Source organism: Enterobacter sp. HNDS-6 (assembly GCF_039850505.1).
In the GTDB taxonomy this organism is placed as follows: domain Bacteria; phylum Pseudomonadota; class Gammaproteobacteria; order Enterobacterales; family Enterobacteriaceae; genus Enterobacter; species Enterobacter kobei.
In genome coordinates this window covers 2,437,978-2,453,553 of record NZ_CP156673.1, presented here as the reverse complement: position 1 = coordinate 2,453,553, position 15,576 = coordinate 2,437,978, and the positions used below count along the sequence as shown (strand labels likewise).

Here is a 15,576-nt window from a genome sequence, read left to right as displayed (position 1 = left end):
TGAGCGCCCGCGGGTATTAAAGGGCGACCGGGAACAGCCAGCCCAAAATCATTGCACCGAGGATGGCGCCACCGGTGATCGGCTTCTGCCAGATGTAGAACAGCAGCGCGCCCACCAGCGAACCGACGCCGATAGGAATAGAGGCGGTCATGGCGCTGAGGATAATCAACGGCCCGAGGAAGCGGCCTGAGGCGTTACCCGCGCCCATCATCACGTCAGCCCCGTATGTGGAGTTGCTCTGGTTGATGGTGAACTTACGCGCCAGGATGATGACGTAGCCAATCGCCAAGCCAATCACCAGGCCGGTAATCAGCGAGGCAATAAAGTTCGTCACCGGGAACATGATCCCCGCCCCCAACAGCAGCGCCGGCACGCCGAGCCCGACGCCGGTCTGAATCGCACCGCCGATGTCGAGAATACCCACCAGTGAGCCTTCAATGATGCGGGCGAACAGGAAGCTTGCGCCGAATGCCGCCACCGCACCGTAGACCCCGGTATCAATCCCCGCTTTCAGCATCGCCACGAAGGCCACTTCGTTAAACGCGCCGATGCCGTAGAGGTAGTACATGTGCGTCCCGGCGAACACGCCGGAGGAGAGCAGGCCAACGAAGATCGGGAACGACCAGTCGGCATACCAAAAACCTTTATTCTGTTCCATGTCGAGGCTCCTGTTATTTACCGCTGAGCGAGTTGTGGATCATGTCGAGCCAGTTCGGCACTGTCAGATGGAAGGATTCGATCATCTTCATGTCGAAGCCGCGGAAGAAGCCGCTCAGCACGAAGAGCAGAACGATCGCCGCCATCATCACTTTGGTGACGTGGTTCCAGCCGCTCTCTTCAACGCCTTTACCGATCAGGATCCCCAGCACCAGGCCCGGTACGGCGTTACCCATGATCAGCTGTGCCGCGCCGCCAAAGATGGTGGCCCAGAAGCCCGATTTTTTACCGGCGTCGATGGCCGCCAGCCAGAAGATCACCGGCATCACGGTGTTGACCAGCAGGTTCGCAGCGGGCACCAGCACCTTCACGGCGGTGACCTGAAGCGCAGCCGGTACGGAGGAGGCCGTCAGGTTAAGGAAAGTCACGACGATCATGCCGATCACGCCACAGGCAATCGCCATTTTGCGCGGATCGTGCAGCGTTTCGCCGACGTTACGGTTTTTGATCATCAGCGCCGCCGCGCCCCAGTTCGGGATGATGCGGTGGTCAACGTCCTGTGTGAAAGCACCCGCAGCCACGGAAGAGGCCCAGGCGTTAAAGAAGAAACCTAACCCAAAGGAGAAGTGAGAAGCGGGATCCCCTTCGCAGGAGTTCAGTTCCCCCAACGTACGAAACGCGCCCATACCCTGAGTGGTAGGCGCATGAAACATGCGTGCAGCCCCGGCCCCAACACCGACGCCTACCAGGCCGCCGATAATGAGCGATTTTATTAATATAATTAAGAACATCAGTCTGCCCTTTTATGAATAATCAGCGTTGCGTGACGAAGTCCACCCGATCGAGATTGATGGCGGTCACGTTGACGGTCACATCCAGCTCCACGCTGTAGGTGCGTCTTTCCCGGCGCAAAAAGAAGAACAGAAACGCTTCTTTACGCACCGCTTCTTGCGCCTGAACGACCTGCACATCCTGTGGCTCAATACGCAGTAAGATATGCGGTGAGGCTTTCATCACCGCGGCCTGAACGTGGTTGAGCGCGTCGGCAAAGGCGCGCGCTTTGGCGTCGCCCTTCCCCTTCACTCTCACCGTGGTTGTGAACTGTTCTTTCATGCTTATGCGCCGTGTTTCTTCTGCCACGCCTGCACCAGACGCTCGCCCAGCTCTTCTTTGTCCATAAAGCCAAAGCCCAGCACGTTGCAGCCTTCGTTGATGGCGGTGACGCCTTCATCCACCGAACGCATGCCGTATTTGGCTTTGTAGCCATACTTGGTTTGCGCGGTAATCGCGCCCGCGCCGCCGCTGCCGCAGAAGGAGATGCCGAAGGTGGCGTTTTCCGCTTTCATAACGTCGCCGAGCTTCATATCCGCTGCCATGCCCGGCACAACCACCGCGCGTCCACCTGCTTTTTCCACCCCGGCCGCCACTTTCTGACCTTTACCCAGGCGATCGCCAATCACGACTGTAATCTGTTCCATGTGTTGCTCCTTAAAGGTTGTCTTTCGCGACTTCAAAGTGAACGGAGAGCAGCCAGGCCTCTTCATCAGGAAGGTTGCCAAACTGCGCCACCACTTCACGGGCAAGCCGCATTGAATCCGGTGAAATTTCGTCAAACAGCTCTGCTTCAACCTCCGGCAGCGGCTCGCCGGTCACGGACCGGTGCGCCATGGCGCGAACGTGGGAGGTGAGCATTTGCTCCTGTACTGCGTTGGGGATGATGTTGTGCCGGGCCAGCAGGGCATAGACCTGCTGTAGCATGGTGTTCGCGAGCTGTTCTGTTTGCACCGCCTGTTCCCCAACGTCGTTCATTACCGCTCCGTTAATCACTCGTCTTACCCCGTTAATGGCTCTGGAATAAAACTAACGGTGGGGAGGAAGGGTTTGTAGCGAGTTGTTTTCCACTTCGAAGTGGAAAGGCAAGCCGCGGCAGTGATCTGTGCCACATAAATACGGTGAATGCGGTCAAATCAATGCATTTACGTGATGAATATCACTGATTCCAGCGGTCAAAGGCGGACAGAGGCAACGAAAACGTTCAGGCGTGGTAATGCAAAAATGTGATGGCGATAGGGTTTACTTATCACCACGCAAAAAAAAACGGGAGCCACTGGCTCCCGTTGGGTGTTGGTCCGATGCGCGATCGGTTAACGGTATTTCTTGTGATACGTGTTGCGGGTCGTCACGAACTGCTCGGCCGCCGCCTGGGCTTCTTTGACTTTGCCTTCGTTGGCCAGCTTCAGCGCGCCGTCAATCTGGCCGACCAGCACGTCAAAGCCGTGGCGATAGTCTTTCATCTCTGCGCTGTCAGCCGCTTTGCTTTCCAGCTTCGGCGGTGTCGCTTTTTGGGCGTCCAGCGCCGCTTCACGCATTTTGGTCAGGGCGTCTTTCATTTCCGCCGCATTGTCCGTCTTTTGCACCACCTTCAGGTTTTGCCCGAGGATGCCCATGTCTTCTTCAAGATCGGCAGCAAACGCAGAAGAGCCAAGAACCAGCGTTGAAGCCGCGACGATCGCTAACAGATGTTTACGCATTGCTCACTTCCTTTTTTATTATTAACAAAACGCTATCTTTATTGACCCGCAATTTTCATCTCGGGCAGCAGTACAGAACCACACTGTATATTGCTACGTGTTTCAATATCGTTACCGACCGTAACGATGTTGCGCCACATGTCCTTCAGGTTGCCGGCGATGGTGATTTCGCTCACCGGATACTGAATTTCACCGTTTTCGACCCAGAAGCCCGCCGCCCCGCGAGAATAGTCTCCGGTGATGCCGCTGACGCCCTGGCCCATCAGTTCGGTTACCACCAGACCGGTGCCCATCTCTTTCAGCATCTGCTCAAAGTTCAGGCCCTGCCCGGCAATACGCCAGTTATGGATACCGCCCGCGTGACCAGTACTTTTCAGCCCCAGCTTGCGCGCGGAGTAGTTGGTCAGCAGCCACTGGGTCAGAATGCCATCCTTAACGATATCGCGGCGTTCCGTGCGCACCCCTTCGCTGTCGAACGGCGTAGAGGCCAGCCCTTTCAGCAGATGCGGGTGTTCTTCAATGGTCAGCCATTCCGGCAGGATCTGCTTGCCCAGCGAGTCGAGCAGGAAGGTGGATTTACGGTAAACGGAGCCACCGGCGATAGCGCCCACCAGATGACCAAACAGACCGGTTGCCACTTCATTGGCAAAAATCACCGGGGCTTTCATGGTAGAGAGTTTACGCGGCGACAGGCGAGACAGCGTGCGTTCGGCACACTCTTTGCCCACCCACTCCGGCGACTGCAAATCCCCCAGCGCGCGGCCAATGGTGTAGGCGTAGTCACGCTCCATGTCACCGTTCTCTTCGGCGATGACGCAGCTGGAGAGCGAGTGACGGGTGGAGCAGTAGCCCTGCAGCATGCCGTGGCTGTTGCCGAAAACTTTGATGCCGTAGTGGCTGTTGAAGCTGCCGCCTTCGGTATTGGTGATGCGCTTGTCGGCCTGCAGGGAAGCCTGCTCGGCACGCGCGGCCAGCTCGATGGCTTCATCCGGGGTGACTTCTGCCGGGTGGAAGAGATCAAGATCCGGCGCGTCAAAGGCCAGCAGCTCTTTATCGGCCACGCCGGCGTAAGGATCCGGCGAGGTGTATCGGGCGATATCCAGCGCCGCCTGCACCGTGCGGGCAATGGCATCCGGGCTGAGATCGGTAGACGACGCGCTGCCTTTGCGATTCTGGTGATACACCGTGATCCCAAGCGCGCCATCGCTATTGAATTCTACGTTCTCCACTTCGCCATAGCGGGTGCTCACGCTGATACCGGTGGTTTTGCTGACCGCCACTTCGGCGCCATCTGATTTTTCTGAAGCAAGCATCAGCGCGGTGGAGACGGCTTCTTCCAGAATCTTACGCTGCGCTTCAACTTGTGAGGTTACTTTCATCGCAAATGCCATACTGTAAGAGAGAGTTAAATGAAGTCTAACAGAGAACCGTTTTTCAGTGCGCGTCTTAACTGGTAACATTAGCCTCTTTTTTTAAGGAGCCTGACATGACTAAGCAGCCCGAAGACTGGCTCGACGACGTTCCCGGTGATGACATCGAAGACGAAGATGATGAGATCATCTGGGTCAGTAAAAGTGAAATTAAACGCGACGCCGAAGAGTTAAAACAGCTTGGCGCAGAAATGGTAGAACTGGGTAAAAACGCGCTGGACAAAATCCCGCTCGACCAGGATCTGCGAGATGCCATTGAACTGGCACAGAAAATCAAAAAAGAAGGCCGTCGTCGCCAGCTTCAGCTTATCGGGAAAATGCTGCGTCAGCGCGACGTAGATCCGATCCGCCAGGCGCTGGATAAATTGAAAAACCGCCACAACCAGCAGGTTGCGCTGTTCCATAAGCTGGAGCAGATCCGCGATCGTCTGATTGAACAGGGCGATGATGCGGTACCGGAAGTGCTGAACCTGTGGCCGAATGCCGACCGTCAGCAGCTGCGCTCTTTGATCCGCAACGCGAAGAAAGAGAAAGAAGGGAATAAACCACCGAAGTCTGCGCGTCTGATTTTCCAGTATCTGCGCGAGCTGTCTGAGAACGAAGGGTAATCTGTGCGGTTTTGCGCCGGATGGCGGCGTAAACGCCTTATCCGGCCTACAAGGCCGTGCAAAATCCAGGCCCGGTAAGCGCTAGCGCCACCGGGCTTTTTTTTACTCTGCGGCCTCGGCCTTTTTCGCCAGACCGTCCAGCAGCTTCTGATGGATCCCACCAAACCCGCCGTTGCTCATCACCAGAATATGGTCGCCAGGCTGTGCGGCTTTGACCACCATATCCGCGAGCGCATCCACATCCGCACTCCAGTGGGCAGGCTGAATGCACGCATCGGCCACTTCCGCCACCTGCCACGGAATATGCTGCGGCTGCAGCAGGAAGACTTCATCGGCACGGCCTAACGACGGGGCCAGATCGTCTTTGCAGATGCCCATTTTCATGGTGTTCGAGCGCGGTTCCAGCACGGCCAGAATGCGCGCGGTGCCGCCGACCTTGCCACGCAACGCGGCAAGCGTCGCCAGAATAGCCGTTGGGTGGTGTGCAAAATCGTCATACACCGTCACGCCATTCGCTTCACCGCGCAGTTCCAGACGGCGGCGGGCATTGATAAACGTGCCCAGCGCATTGGCGGCATCCGCAGGCAGAACGCCGACATGACGCGCTGCTGCAATCGCCATCAGGCCGTTGTGCATGTTGTGTTCGCCCACCAGGCCCCACTTCACCTCACCCACTTTTTCGCCGTCGAGCAACACTTCCCACTCGGAGGCATCCGCGTTGAGTTTCTTCGCCTGCCAGTGACCCTGCTCGCCCACCAGCTCCTGCTCGCTCCAGCAGCCCATCGCCAGAGTCTGCTTCAGGTTAATGTCATTCTCCGGCAGGATGATACGGCCCTGCCCCGGCACGATGCGCACCAGGTGGTGGAACTGCTTCTGAATCGCTTTCAGGTCGTCAAAAATATCCGCGTGATCGAACTCAAGGTTGTTGAGGATCAGCGTGCGCGGGCAGTAATGGACAAACTTGGAGCGTTTGTCGAAGAACGCGCAGTCGTATTCATCCGCTTCAATGACAAAGAATGGGCTATCGCCCAGACGCGCAGAAACGTCGAAGTTACCCGGCACGCCGCCGATCACAAAGCCCGGCTTGTAGCCACAGGCTTCGAGGATCCAGGTCGCCATGCCGGCGGTGGTGGTTTTGCCGTGGGTACCCGCAACGGCAACCACCCAGCGGTCACGCAGGACGAAATCATGCAGCCATTGCGGGCCGGACATGAATGGAATATTGCGCTCCAGCACCGCTTCAACGCACGGATTGCCGCGGGTCATGGCATTGCCAATAATGACCAGATCCGGCTCGGGATCCAGCTGGCTGGCATCGTAGCCCTGAATCAGAGAGATACCCTGCTTCTCCAGAAGCGTGCTCATCGGCGGATACACATTGGCGTCCGAACCTGTCACTTCATGGCCCAGCGAGCGCGCCAGCATTGCCAGCCCGCCCATGAAAGTGCCACAAATCCCCAATATATGAATGCGCATACGTCACTATCCTTCTTCAATGTGGCGCACATTTTACTCACATGTTAGCGGCTGTGAAACGCATTTCAGGTAAATCCGTATGTTGCTGGCGCGATTCACCTCTGCGCTACTATTTGAATATTTGTTAAGATTGTTGGGCTTTAGTCGTTTTAGTGAACATACAATCGCTCTACTCACAAAGATGCAGGGAAAGTGTTATGAAAACGTTAGGTGAATTTATTGTCGAAAAGCAGCACGAGTTCTCTCATGCTACGGGTGAACTCACTGCTTTGCTGTCGGCAATAAAGCTGGGCGCTAAGATCATCCATCGTGATATCAACAAGGCCGGTCTGGTCGATATCCTGGGTGCCAGCGGTGCCGAGAACGTTCAGGGCGAGGTTCAACAGAAACTCGATCTGTTCGCAAATGAAAAACTGAAAGCTGCACTGCGCGCGCGCGACATCGTTGCGGGTATCGCCTCCGAAGAAGAAGATGAAATTGTTGTTTTCGAAGGCTGTGAACACGCGAAATACGTTGTACTGATGGATCCGCTCGACGGTTCCTCCAACATCGACGTTAACGTTTCTGTCGGTACCATTTTCTCCATCTACCGCCGCGTCACGCCTGTTGGCACGCCGGTGACCGAGGAAGATTTCCTGCAGCCTGGCAGTAATCAGGTGGCTGCCGGTTACGTCGTCTATGGCTCCTCCACCATGCTGGTGTACACCACCGGGTGTGGCGTTCACGCCTTTACCTACGATCCATCGCTGGGCGTCTTCTGTCTGAGCCAGGAGCGTATGCGCTTCCCGGAGAAGGGCAACACCTACTCCATCAACGAAGGCAACTACATCCGATTCCCGAACGGCGTGAAGAAGTACATCAAATTCTGTCAGGAAGAAGATAAAGCGACTCAGCGCCCGTACACCTCCCGCTATATTGGCTCGCTGGTCGCGGATTTCCACCGTAACCTGCTGAAAGGCGGTATCTACCTCTACCCAAGTACCGCCAGCCACCCTGACGGAAAGCTGCGCCTGCTGTACGAGTGCAACCCAATGGCGTTCCTGGCCGAACAGGCGGGCGGCAAGGCGAGCGACGGTAAAGAGCGTATTCTGGACATCGTGCCGGAAAGCCTCCACCAGCGTCGTTCCTTCTTCGTCGGCAACAACCACATGGTTGAAGACGTTGAGCGCTTTATCCGCGAGTATCCGGACGCGTAATCTCTCACTCCCGGGGAGCCCGTCTGGCTCCCCAACACATTTATATCTTTTACCGTATAAGTGTTTATAAAAAACACGCTTTAATATTCACCATTGCTCCTGCATTATTTCCATAACAGTTTGACAAATATTTCTTGGAGCAGTATCGCAATGAAAAATTATTCCCGGGCGAATACCGGCATTGATTTAAACCTTATACCTGTATTTATTGAAGTCGTCCGCTGCGGCAGCATGGCAAAGGCCTCTGTGCGCCTGGAGATGTCACGTCCTGCGGTGAGCCTGGCCCTGAAGCGTTTTAATCAACTGTTTGATGAGCCATTATTTTTCCGCAAAGGTTTATACCTTGAGCCAACTGAAAAAGCGTTAGCGTTAACCCACTCACTGGAAATATTAATGGGCGATATTCACGATAATATTGCGGCCATTAATTCAGGGCGAAATAAATCCCCGGCACAGAACGTACCGGGGTTGGGAAATATTATGCCGCAGTCTGAGCCGTCAATTTAAATGATGACATGGCCTCCATCAGCTGACGCGACTGCTCTTCCAGAGAGCGGGTCGCGGCGGAGGATTGCTGCACCAGCGCCGCATTCTGCTGCGCCGTTTCGTCCATCTGATTCACCGCAATATTCACCTGCTCAATGCCGCGGCTCTGCTCCTGAGACGCGGTCGCAATCTCGCGCATCAGTTTGGTCATGCGCAGCACTTCGGTGGCAATCTCATCCATCGTTTCACCCGCCTGCTGGGCCAGCTCGCTGCCCTCGTTAACGTGGGTCTGCGAATCGCTGATAAGGGATCGGATCTCTTTCGCCGCGTCGGCGCTGCGGCTGGCAAGGTTACGCACTTCACCCGCCACGACGGCGAACCCGCGCCCCTGCTCGCCGGCGCGCGCCGCTTCCACGGAGGCGTTAAGCGCCAGAATATTGGTCTGGAAGGCAATGCCATCGATCACGCTCAGGATGTCAGCAATACGCGCTGAACTGCCGGAGATATCACGCATTTTTTCAATCACGTAGCAGACCATTTCGCTGCCGTGATCGGCGGTATCAGAAACCGATTTCGCCAGCTGGTGCGCCTGCTCGGCATTATCGGCGTTGAGTTTCACCGTGGCGGTAATCTGTTCCATACTGGCAGCGGTCTGCTCCAGCGAGGTGGCGGTGGATTCTGTACGCTCGGCAAGATCCCGGTTGCCCGCCGTCAGCTCACGGCTGCCGGTGTCGATTTGCGAGCTGGCATCGCGTACCCGCATCACCGAGTGCATCAGCGACTGACGCATCACCTCTATCGCCGCGTTAAGGCGGTTAAATTCCTGGCTCGCCGGGGCATTCAGCGTGTGGGTTAAATCGCCCGCCGCCACATTCTCCAGCTGAGCAATGGAAGCAGAGAGCGGCTTAAGCAGCATATGGCGCAGCACCAGCCAGGCAAGCACGATGATGCCAGCCGTCAGCAGCGCGGCGACAATAATCAGGATCAGCACGCGGGTTTTACTCGCCTGCACGGCAGTGACTTCCGCCTTCCCTCGCGCTTCGCTCCATGTCTGAAACGCCTGCATATCGTTATCAAACTGCTTCGCCACGGGGATCAGCGTATTCTCCAGCAGGTCGTAATAACTGTCCGCGCTCTGGTCATTCAGGGTTTTTAGCATCGGATTGATGCCCTGCTGGTTATACGTCGCCAGACTGGTTGCCACGTTATCCAGCAACTTTTGCCCCTGCTCGTCAGCCACGCCGCCGTCGATCACGCCTTTCAGCGTTTTCTGAGCCACGGCGATTTCCTGATTGATGTTTTTGACCGATTTGGCCGCATCATCGAGCATGCCGATTTCCATCATCCGGACGGCCTGGCCCGCCTCATTGCGCGCGCGCAGAATCAGCGTATAGCCGGTATTTAGCTGCACCATCTGCTCACCCTGAAGGTGATTAATGCGCTGCAGTGAAGAAGAACTCTGTGTGAGGGCATAAATGCCAATGCCGCTGACAATCAGCAGCAGAAGGGTCATAACGGCCAGTAAAGAGAGCAAGCCGGTACGAATCGATAGCGTTTTAAGCATGATATTATTTCCGGTAGCGAGATATTTCTGGACAGAAAAAAAGGTTATCGGCCGCTACCGGAAAATGTTTAGACTTTAAGCAAATTCAGCGTGTTATCGCTCTGTTACCGAGGTGTTTACGCGAGTAACAGGCGAGCTTTGACGGTTCTCCCAGAGCACCGTCAGACCGCGCTGCAGGGCAATAAATATAAACAGCAGAATGCCGATGGCGATCTTGGTCCACCAGGAACTGAGCGTGCCGTCAAAGTTGATATAGGTCTGGATCAGCCCCTGGATCGCTACGCCGAACAGCGTTCCCAGCACCGTCCCCACTCCGCCGCTGAGCAGCGTGCCGCCAATGACCACAGAGGCAATCGCGTCCAGCTCCACGCCTACGCCTGCAAGGGCATAGCCCGCCTGGGTATACACCGAGAAGACAATACCCGCCAGCGTTGCCAGGCCGGTTGAGAGCATATAGATGCGGATGGTCGTGCTGCGGGTCGAGATCCCCATCAGGTTTGCCGACGTGGCGTTCCCGCCAATGGCGTAAACCTGATTACCGAACCGGGTACGGTGGGCAAGGAAGATACCTACCACTACCACGCCCAGCATCAATAACCCCATCGCGCTCAGACGGCCACCGCCGGGGATTTTCCACGCCAGGCTGGAGAGCGTGTCGTACACCGGGTGGTTAATCGGGATGGACTCTTCCGATACCAGGTAACTCACGCCGCGCAGGAAGAACATCCCGGCGAGGGTAATAATAAAAGCGGGAATTTTTAGCGCGTCGATCAGTAGCCCCATAAAGGCGCCAAACGCACAGCCCATCGCCAGCACCAGCGGAAACGCCACCAGAGGGGAGATCCCCCAGAAACCGATCGCCTTGGCGAGGAACACGCCGGTAAACGCGATCACCGAGCCAACGGAGAGATCGATCCCACCGGAGAGGATCACAAAGGTCATCCCGACGGCGATGATGCCTAAAAAGGCGTTATCGGTCAGGATGTTGCAAATCACGCGCGTTGAGGCAAAACCGGGGAACTGGGTCAGACAGTAGAGATACCCCAGCACAAACACGCCCAGCGTGATCATTAACGGTAAATTACGTTTTATCATGGCCACGGATCCCCTTAATGATGCTGACAAAGCGCGGTGACTGGACGATCAGCACGCAGAGTACGACCACCGCTTTTACCACCTGGTTGAGTTCCGGCTGAAAACCGGAGAGCAGGATCCCGGTGTTCATGCCCTGAATGATCAGCGCGCCAATGACCGAGAGCAGCAGGTTAAAGCGCCCGCCCATCAACGATCCGCCGCCAATCACCACCGCGAGGATGGCATCCAGCTCCAGCCAGAGCCCGGCATTGTTGGCATCGGCCCCGCGGATATCGGCCGCGACAATCACCCCGGCAATGGCGGCGCAAACACCGCTCAGTACGTAGGTCAGCATCACCATCAGCCGCGTATTGACCCCGGCATTTCGTGCCGCACGAATGTTGATCCCCACCGCTTCAATAAACATGCCGAGCGCTGTTTTGCGGGTGAAAAGCCAGAACACCACTAATGTAACCAGAGCCACGATCACCGGTGTTGGAAAGAACAGGAAATTGCCGCTGCCGATCCACGCCAGACTCGGGGAGTTAAAGGTGACTATCTGTCCGGAGGTGATCAGCTGCGCCACCCCGCGCCCGGCCACCATCAAAATAAGGGTGGCGACGAAAGGCTGAATTTTTAGTACCGCCACCAGAATGCCGTTCCACAGTCCGGCCAGCACGCCGGTTCCCAATGCCGCCAGCAGTACCACCGGCAGGCTATGGCCCGCTACGGTCATGGAGGCTGCGGTGGCCCCGGCAATAGCCATCACCGCGCCGACGGAGAGGTCAATCCCGCCGGTGGCAATCACCAGCGTCATACCAATCGCCAGCAGCGCGACGGGCGCGGCACGGTTCAAAATATCGATCGGGCTGCCAAACAGGCGACCATCCTGAACAATAATCTGGAAGAAATGCGGTGCGACAAGGCTATCCACCAGTAACACCACCAGCAGCGCTGCGATTTGCGGCGTGCCGGTTGGCCAGTTAAAGCGGCGCTTTGACTCACCGGTTTGCGAAAGCGAACGGGACATCACAATTCACTCCTTATGCCGCGATGGCATTCATGATCGCCGGAACGGACAGCTTATCCAGCGGGATCTCAGCCACCTGTTTGCGATCGCGCATGATGATCACGCGATCGGCATACCCCACCAGCTCTTCCAGCTCGGACGAAATGACCAGCAGCGCCAGCCCGTCGGCACACAGCGTTTCGATAAGCCGGATAATTTCGGCGTGCGCGCCAACGTCAATGCCGCGCGTGGGTTCATCCAGGATCAGGAACTGCGGTTTGGTCAGCAGCCAGCGTGACAGCAGCACTTTCTGCTGGTTACCGCCGGAGAGAAATTCGATCGGCTGTTCCGCGCTCGGCGTACGAATACCCAGCTGGCGAATAAAGCGCTCGGCAATGGCGTTTTGCTCTTTACGCGGAATTGGACGCAGCCATCCGCGCTGCGCCTGTAGCGCCAGAATGATATTTTCCCGCACCGAGGCGGCGGCAATAATGCCGTCTGTTTTCCTGTCTTCCGGGCAGAACCCCACTCCCAGACAGGAGGCCTGATGCGGCGATCGCAGGGTTTGCGGTTTACCTTTGATCAACGCGGTACCGCTGTCCGCAGGCTTGATGCCGAAGATCACCTCGGCGGTTTCGGTCCGGCCTGACCCTAGCAGCCCCGCCAGCCCGACAATTTCGCCGGGGCGCACTTCGAGGTTAAACGGTGAGATGATCCCTTTTTTGCCGTAATCGCTGAACGCGGCCACCGGTTTTTCGCTCAGCAGCGTGCGCCCTGCGCGCTGGAGCGCATTGGTCTCCAGCTCACGGCCCAGCATCATTTTGACCAGCTCAATCTGCGGCAGCTCGCGGGTTTCACGGCAGCCGACAAAGCTGCCGTTACGCAGTACGGTAATGCGATCGCTCACTTCATACACCTGATCGAGGAAGTGTGTGACGAAGATCAGGCTGACGCCCTGATCGCGCAGCTGGCGCATCAGGGTAAAGAGCATCTCGACTTCCTGGGTATCGAGGCTGGCAGTAGGTTCGTCGAGGATCAGCACCTTCGCGGAGAGATCGATCGCGCGGCAAATGGCGACGATCTGCTGCATCGCGACGGAAAACCGGTTCAGCGGCTCGCGAACGTCGAGGGAGAAGCCGTAGGATTCCATCAGTTTCGTCGCCCGCGCTTCCATCTCTTTGCGCCGTAGCAGGCCAAAACGTCTTGGTTCACGACCAATAAACAGGTTATCCGCCACCGACATATTTGGCAGCAGGTTCACTTCCTGGTAGACCGTCCCAATCCCAAGCTGTTGAGCATGGGCGGTATTTTTTGGCGAAATGGCGTTGCCTTCCAGCCAGATGGTGCCGCGATCGGCGTGATAAACGCCGGTCAGAGATTTAATCAGCGTCGATTTTCCCGCGCCGTTCTCGCCCAGCAGCGCCATAATTTCACCGCGCCGCAGGCTGAAATCAACGTTATCCAGCGCTTTTACACCCGGGAAAAATTTGCTTAAGCCCTCTGTGCGGAGGATTTCCTGGTGCTGTTCAGTGGTCATGGTTCCCCCTCACCCTGACCCTCTCCCCGGAGGGGAGAGGGGATTGATCGTGCCAATTGTTAATATCCAGCTCCGCCCTGCCTTTCTCCCTCTCCCCTCAGGGGAGAGGGCTGGGGTGAGGGGCACGGGTCTTAGTAGCCCATGTTTTTCTTCTTCTCTAACTCTTCTTTCGCCGTATCCGGCAGGTAGAGCGTGGACTTGGTGACGGTCACCTTCTCAGGCATCGTGCCGTCTTTCTTGAATTTCTCCAGCGCATCAAATGCCGGACCCGCCATATTTGGCGTCAGTTCTACGCTGGCATTGGCTTCGCCGTCGATCATCGCTTTGTAGATATCCGGCACACCGTCGATAGAGCCGGTGAGGATATCTTTGCCCGGCTTCAGGCCCGCTTCTTTAATCGCCTGAATCGCACCGATCACCATGTCATCGTTATGGGCGTAAACCATGCAGATGTTCTTGCCGTTGTTTTCCGCTTTAATGAAGCTCTCCATGACCTCTTTACCTTTACTGCGGGTAAAGTCGCCGGACTGAGAGCGGATAATCTTGATGTTTGGCGCTTTCGCGATGGCCTCAGCAAAACCCTTCTTACGGTCGATAGCCACGCTCGCCCCCACGGTGCCCTGCAGTTCAACGACGTTACACGGCTTGCCGTCGACCTGTTTTACCAGCCAGTCGCCAATTAATTGCCCTTCAAGCACGTTGTTGGCCGTCACGGTGGTCATATAGAGAGATTTGTCTTTAACGTCGATGGAACGATCGAGCAGGAAGACCGGAATCTCAGCATCTTTGGCTTCTTTCAGAACCGGTTCCCAACCGGTCGCCACCACTGGCGCGATAAAGATGGCATCCACGCCCTGAGCAATAAATGAGCGCACGGCTTTGATCTGGTTTTCCTGCTTTTGCTGACCATCGGCGATTTTCAGCGTGATGCCGCGTTTCTGAGCCTCGCTTTTCGCAACGTTGGTTTCTGCCGCACGCCAGCCGGATTCAGAGCCAACTTGCGAAAAACCTACGGTTAAAGGGGCGGCCATCGCCATAGACGACATGGCTGCCGAAACTGCTGTGACAAGAAGTAAGCGCTTCCACATATGAGCGTCCTCGTAGGGGTGTTTATTGTTGGTTAAAAGATGTTCTGCGAAATGACTATAGCCAATGAAATATGTAACGAATTGCGTTACATCACACTTCGGAAAAGTGAATAAAACGTTAATCACAAGTTTGTAATCGCTTTCATTTCACCATTAAAAATGCGGCTGAGTTTATGGATTTTTCTGTCATGGAATCGGTCTGAAAAGTGGTGCTGGCGGGGAGAGAATGCGAAAACAGGCGGAGACATTCAGCGTGAGTTGGCTATAATACCTGCCACTTGTTTACCATCCATTTTAAAGGACACCGACATGAGCTTACTCAACGTCCCAGCGGGTAAAGAACTGCCAGAAGACATCTACGTAGTTATCGAAATCCCGGCAAACGCAGATCCGATCAAATACGAAGTGGACAAAGAGAGCGGCGCCCTGTTCGTAGACCGTTTCATGTCTACCGCGATGTTCTATCCATGCAACTACGGTTACATCAACCACACCCTGTCTCTGGACGGTGACCCGGTTGACGTACTGGTCCCAACGCCATACCCGCTGCAGCCAGGCGCAGTCATTCGCTGCCGTCCAGTTGGCGTGCTGAAAATGACCGACGAATCCGGTGAAGATGCGAAGCTGGTTGCAGTACCGCACACCAAGCTGAGCAAAGAGTACGATCACATTAAAGATGTGAACGACCTGCCAGAACTGCTGAAAGCGCAGATCACTCACTTCTTCGAGCACTACAAAGACCTCGAAAAAGGCAAGTGGGTTAAAGTTGACGGCTGGGACAACGCAGAAGCGGCGAAAGCAGAAATCATCGCCTCTTTCGAGCGCGCGGCTAAGAAGTAATTCTTACGCTGATAATGAAGGCCCCGCGAGTCGGGGCTTTTTTATGGATTAGTTAAAAGCACCACATGAGTTTTTAAGAT

General features: G+C 56.0%; 17 protein-coding genes. 4 read left to right on the top strand and 13 right to left on the bottom strand.

All coding sequences use genetic code 11. The features are described 5' to 3' along the window. Positions 1–16 precede the first annotated feature (16 nt). From ABFI50_RS11490 to pmbA, 7 genes are all read right to left on the bottom strand, one after another. Positions 17–658: a DUF4310 family protein gene (locus ABFI50_RS11490; RefSeq protein ID WP_003856081.1), complete on the bottom strand. Its 642-nt coding sequence runs from the start codon at positions 656–658 to the stop codon at positions 17–19. A 13-nt stretch (positions 659–671) separates the two neighbouring features. After that, positions 672–1,448 carry a DUF4311 domain-containing protein gene (locus ABFI50_RS11485; protein ID WP_008501408.1) on the bottom strand — a complete coding sequence of 259 codons (777 nt, stop codon included), beginning with the start codon at positions 1,446–1,448 and terminating at the stop codon, positions 672–674. Between the two features lie 22 nt (positions 1,449–1,470). Next, positions 1,471–1,770, bottom strand: a complete 300-nt coding sequence (locus ABFI50_RS11480) for a DUF4312 family protein (protein ID WP_008501409.1) — start codon at positions 1,768–1,770, stop codon at positions 1,471–1,473. A gap of 2 nt (positions 1,771–1,772) precedes the next feature. After that, positions 1,773–2,135, bottom strand: a complete 363-nt coding sequence (locus ABFI50_RS11475) for an SFCGS family glycine-rich protein (protein ID WP_006179053.1) — start codon at positions 2,133–2,135, stop codon at positions 1,773–1,775. 10 nt (positions 2,136–2,145) lie between these two features. Continuing rightward, positions 2,146–2,484, bottom strand: a complete 339-nt coding sequence (locus ABFI50_RS11470; RefSeq protein ID WP_086527803.1) for a glycine dehydrogenase — start codon at positions 2,482–2,484, stop codon at positions 2,146–2,148. Between the two features lie 317 nt (positions 2,485–2,801). Next, complete coding sequence (gene cybC, locus ABFI50_RS11465; protein ID WP_014882281.1) at positions 2,802–3,188, bottom strand: cytochrome b562; 387 nt, start codon at positions 3,186–3,188, stop codon at positions 2,802–2,804. 38 nt (positions 3,189–3,226) lie between these two features. Beyond that, the gene (gene pmbA / locus ABFI50_RS11460) at positions 3,227–4,579 is read right to left on the bottom strand and encodes a metalloprotease PmbA (RefSeq protein ID WP_023336694.1); all 1,353 of its coding nucleotides are present in this window, start codon (positions 4,577–4,579) and stop codon (positions 3,227–3,229) included. A gap of 95 nt (positions 4,580–4,674) precedes the next feature. Here pmbA and yjgA point away from each other — a divergent pair, with 95 nt between their 5' ends. After that, the gene (gene yjgA, locus ABFI50_RS11455) at positions 4,675–5,226 is read left to right on the top strand and encodes a ribosome biogenesis factor YjgA (protein WP_014882279.1); all 552 of its coding nucleotides are present in this window, start codon (positions 4,675–4,677) and stop codon (positions 5,224–5,226) included. 102 nt (positions 5,227–5,328) lie between these two features. Here the strand turns inward: yjgA and mpl are convergent, their stop codons facing one another. Further along, positions 5,329–6,702 (bottom strand): UDP-N-acetylmuramate:L-alanyl-gamma-D-glutamyl-meso-diaminopimelate ligase, encoded by a 1,374-nt coding sequence (gene mpl / locus ABFI50_RS11450; protein WP_014882278.1) that lies wholly within the window; start codon positions 6,700–6,702, stop codon positions 5,329–5,331. Between the two features lie 197 nt (positions 6,703–6,899). Here mpl and fbp point away from each other — a divergent pair, with 197 nt between their 5' ends. Then, a complete protein-coding gene (fbp, locus tag ABFI50_RS11445; RefSeq protein ID WP_014882277.1) occupies positions 6,900–7,898 on the top strand; it encodes a class 1 fructose-bisphosphatase in 999 nt (332 codons plus the stop codon). 150 nt (positions 7,899–8,048) lie between these two features. Beyond that, positions 8,049–8,405: a LysR family transcriptional regulator gene (locus ABFI50_RS11440; protein WP_023331881.1), complete on the top strand. Its 357-nt coding sequence runs from the start codon at positions 8,049–8,051 to the stop codon at positions 8,403–8,405. Here the strand turns inward: ABFI50_RS11440 and ABFI50_RS11435 are convergent. From ABFI50_RS11435 to ytfQ, 5 genes are all read right to left on the bottom strand, one after another. Then, the gene (locus tag ABFI50_RS11435) at positions 8,377–9,948 is read right to left on the bottom strand and encodes a methyl-accepting chemotaxis protein (protein ID WP_014882275.1); all 1,572 of its coding nucleotides are present in this window, start codon (positions 9,946–9,948) and stop codon (positions 8,377–8,379) included. The genes ABFI50_RS11440 and ABFI50_RS11435 overlap by 29 nt on opposite strands. A 93-nt stretch (positions 9,949–10,041) precedes the next feature. Next, a complete protein-coding gene (gene yjfF, locus ABFI50_RS11430) occupies positions 10,042–11,043 on the bottom strand; it encodes a galactofuranose ABC transporter, permease protein YjfF (protein WP_023331880.1) in 1,002 nt (333 codons plus the stop codon). Beyond that, complete coding sequence (gene ytfT, locus ABFI50_RS11425) at positions 11,030–12,055, bottom strand: galactofuranose ABC transporter, ATP-binding protein YtfT (protein WP_014882273.1); 1,026 nt, start codon at positions 12,053–12,055, stop codon at positions 11,030–11,032. The genes yjfF and ytfT overlap by 14 nt, the downstream gene beginning before the upstream one ends. A gap of 10 nt (positions 12,056–12,065) precedes the next feature. Next, entirely contained in the window at positions 12,066–13,568 is a 1,503-nt protein-coding gene (gene ytfR, locus ABFI50_RS11420; RefSeq protein ID WP_045134407.1) for a galactofuranose ABC transporter, ATP-binding protein YtfR, read from the bottom strand. A gap of 131 nt (positions 13,569–13,699) precedes the next feature. Next, a complete protein-coding gene (gene ytfQ / locus ABFI50_RS11415; RefSeq protein ID WP_014882271.1) occupies positions 13,700–14,656 on the bottom strand; it encodes a galactofuranose ABC transporter substrate-binding protein YtfQ in 957 nt (318 codons plus the stop codon). A gap of 309 nt (positions 14,657–14,965) precedes the next feature. On the opposite strand from ytfQ, the gene ppa reads away from it, so the two are divergent. Further along, positions 14,966–15,496, top strand: coding sequence for an inorganic diphosphatase (ppa, locus tag ABFI50_RS11410; protein WP_008501423.1), 531 nt, complete (start codon positions 14,966–14,968; stop codon positions 15,494–15,496). Positions 15,497–15,576 lie beyond the last annotated feature (80 nt).

Bases quoted from the DNA above. Each gene is read 5' to 3' on its own strand.
- ABFI50_RS11490 (WP_003856081.1), bottom strand. From the start codon at position 658: ATGGAACAGAATAAAGGTTTTTGGTATGCCGACTGGTCGTTCCCGATC.
- ABFI50_RS11485 (WP_008501408.1), bottom strand. From the start codon at position 1,448: ATGTTCTTAATTATATTAATAAAATCGCTCATTATCGGCGGCCTGGTA.
- ABFI50_RS11480 (WP_008501409.1), bottom strand. From the start codon at position 1,770: ATGAAAGAACAGTTCACAACCACGGTGAGAGTGAAGGGGAAGGGCGAC.
- ABFI50_RS11475 (WP_006179053.1), bottom strand. From the start codon at position 2,135: ATGGAACAGATTACAGTCGTGATTGGCGATCGCCTGGGTAAAGGTCAG.
- cybC (WP_014882281.1), bottom strand. From the start codon at position 3,188: ATGCGTAAACATCTGTTAGCGATCGTCGCGGCTTCAACGCTGGTTCTT.
- pmbA (WP_023336694.1), bottom strand. From the start codon at position 4,579: ATGGCATTTGCGATGAAAGTAACCTCACAAGTTGAAGCGCAGCGTAAG.
- yjgA (WP_014882279.1), top strand. From the start codon at position 4,675: ATGACTAAGCAGCCCGAAGACTGGCTCGACGACGTTCCCGGTGATGAC.
- mpl (WP_014882278.1), bottom strand. From the start codon at position 6,702: ATGCGCATTCATATATTGGGGATTTGTGGCACTTTCATGGGCGGGCTG.
- fbp (WP_014882277.1), top strand. From the start codon at position 6,900: ATGAAAACGTTAGGTGAATTTATTGTCGAAAAGCAGCACGAGTTCTCT.
- ABFI50_RS11440 (WP_023331881.1), top strand. From the start codon at position 8,049: ATGAAAAATTATTCCCGGGCGAATACCGGCATTGATTTAAACCTTATA.
- ABFI50_RS11435 (WP_014882275.1), bottom strand. From the start codon at position 9,948: ATGCTTAAAACGCTATCGATTCGTACCGGCTTGCTCTCTTTACTGGCC.
- yjfF (WP_023331880.1), bottom strand. From the start codon at position 11,043: ATGATAAAACGTAATTTACCGTTAATGATCACGCTGGGCGTGTTTGTG.
- ytfR (WP_045134407.1), bottom strand. From the start codon at position 13,568: ATGACCACTGAACAGCACCAGGAAATCCTCCGCACAGAGGGCTTAAGC.
- ytfQ (WP_014882271.1), bottom strand. From the start codon at position 14,656: ATGTGGAAGCGCTTACTTCTTGTCACAGCAGTTTCGGCAGCCATGTCG.
- ppa (WP_008501423.1), top strand. From the start codon at position 14,966: ATGAGCTTACTCAACGTCCCAGCGGGTAAAGAACTGCCAGAAGACATC.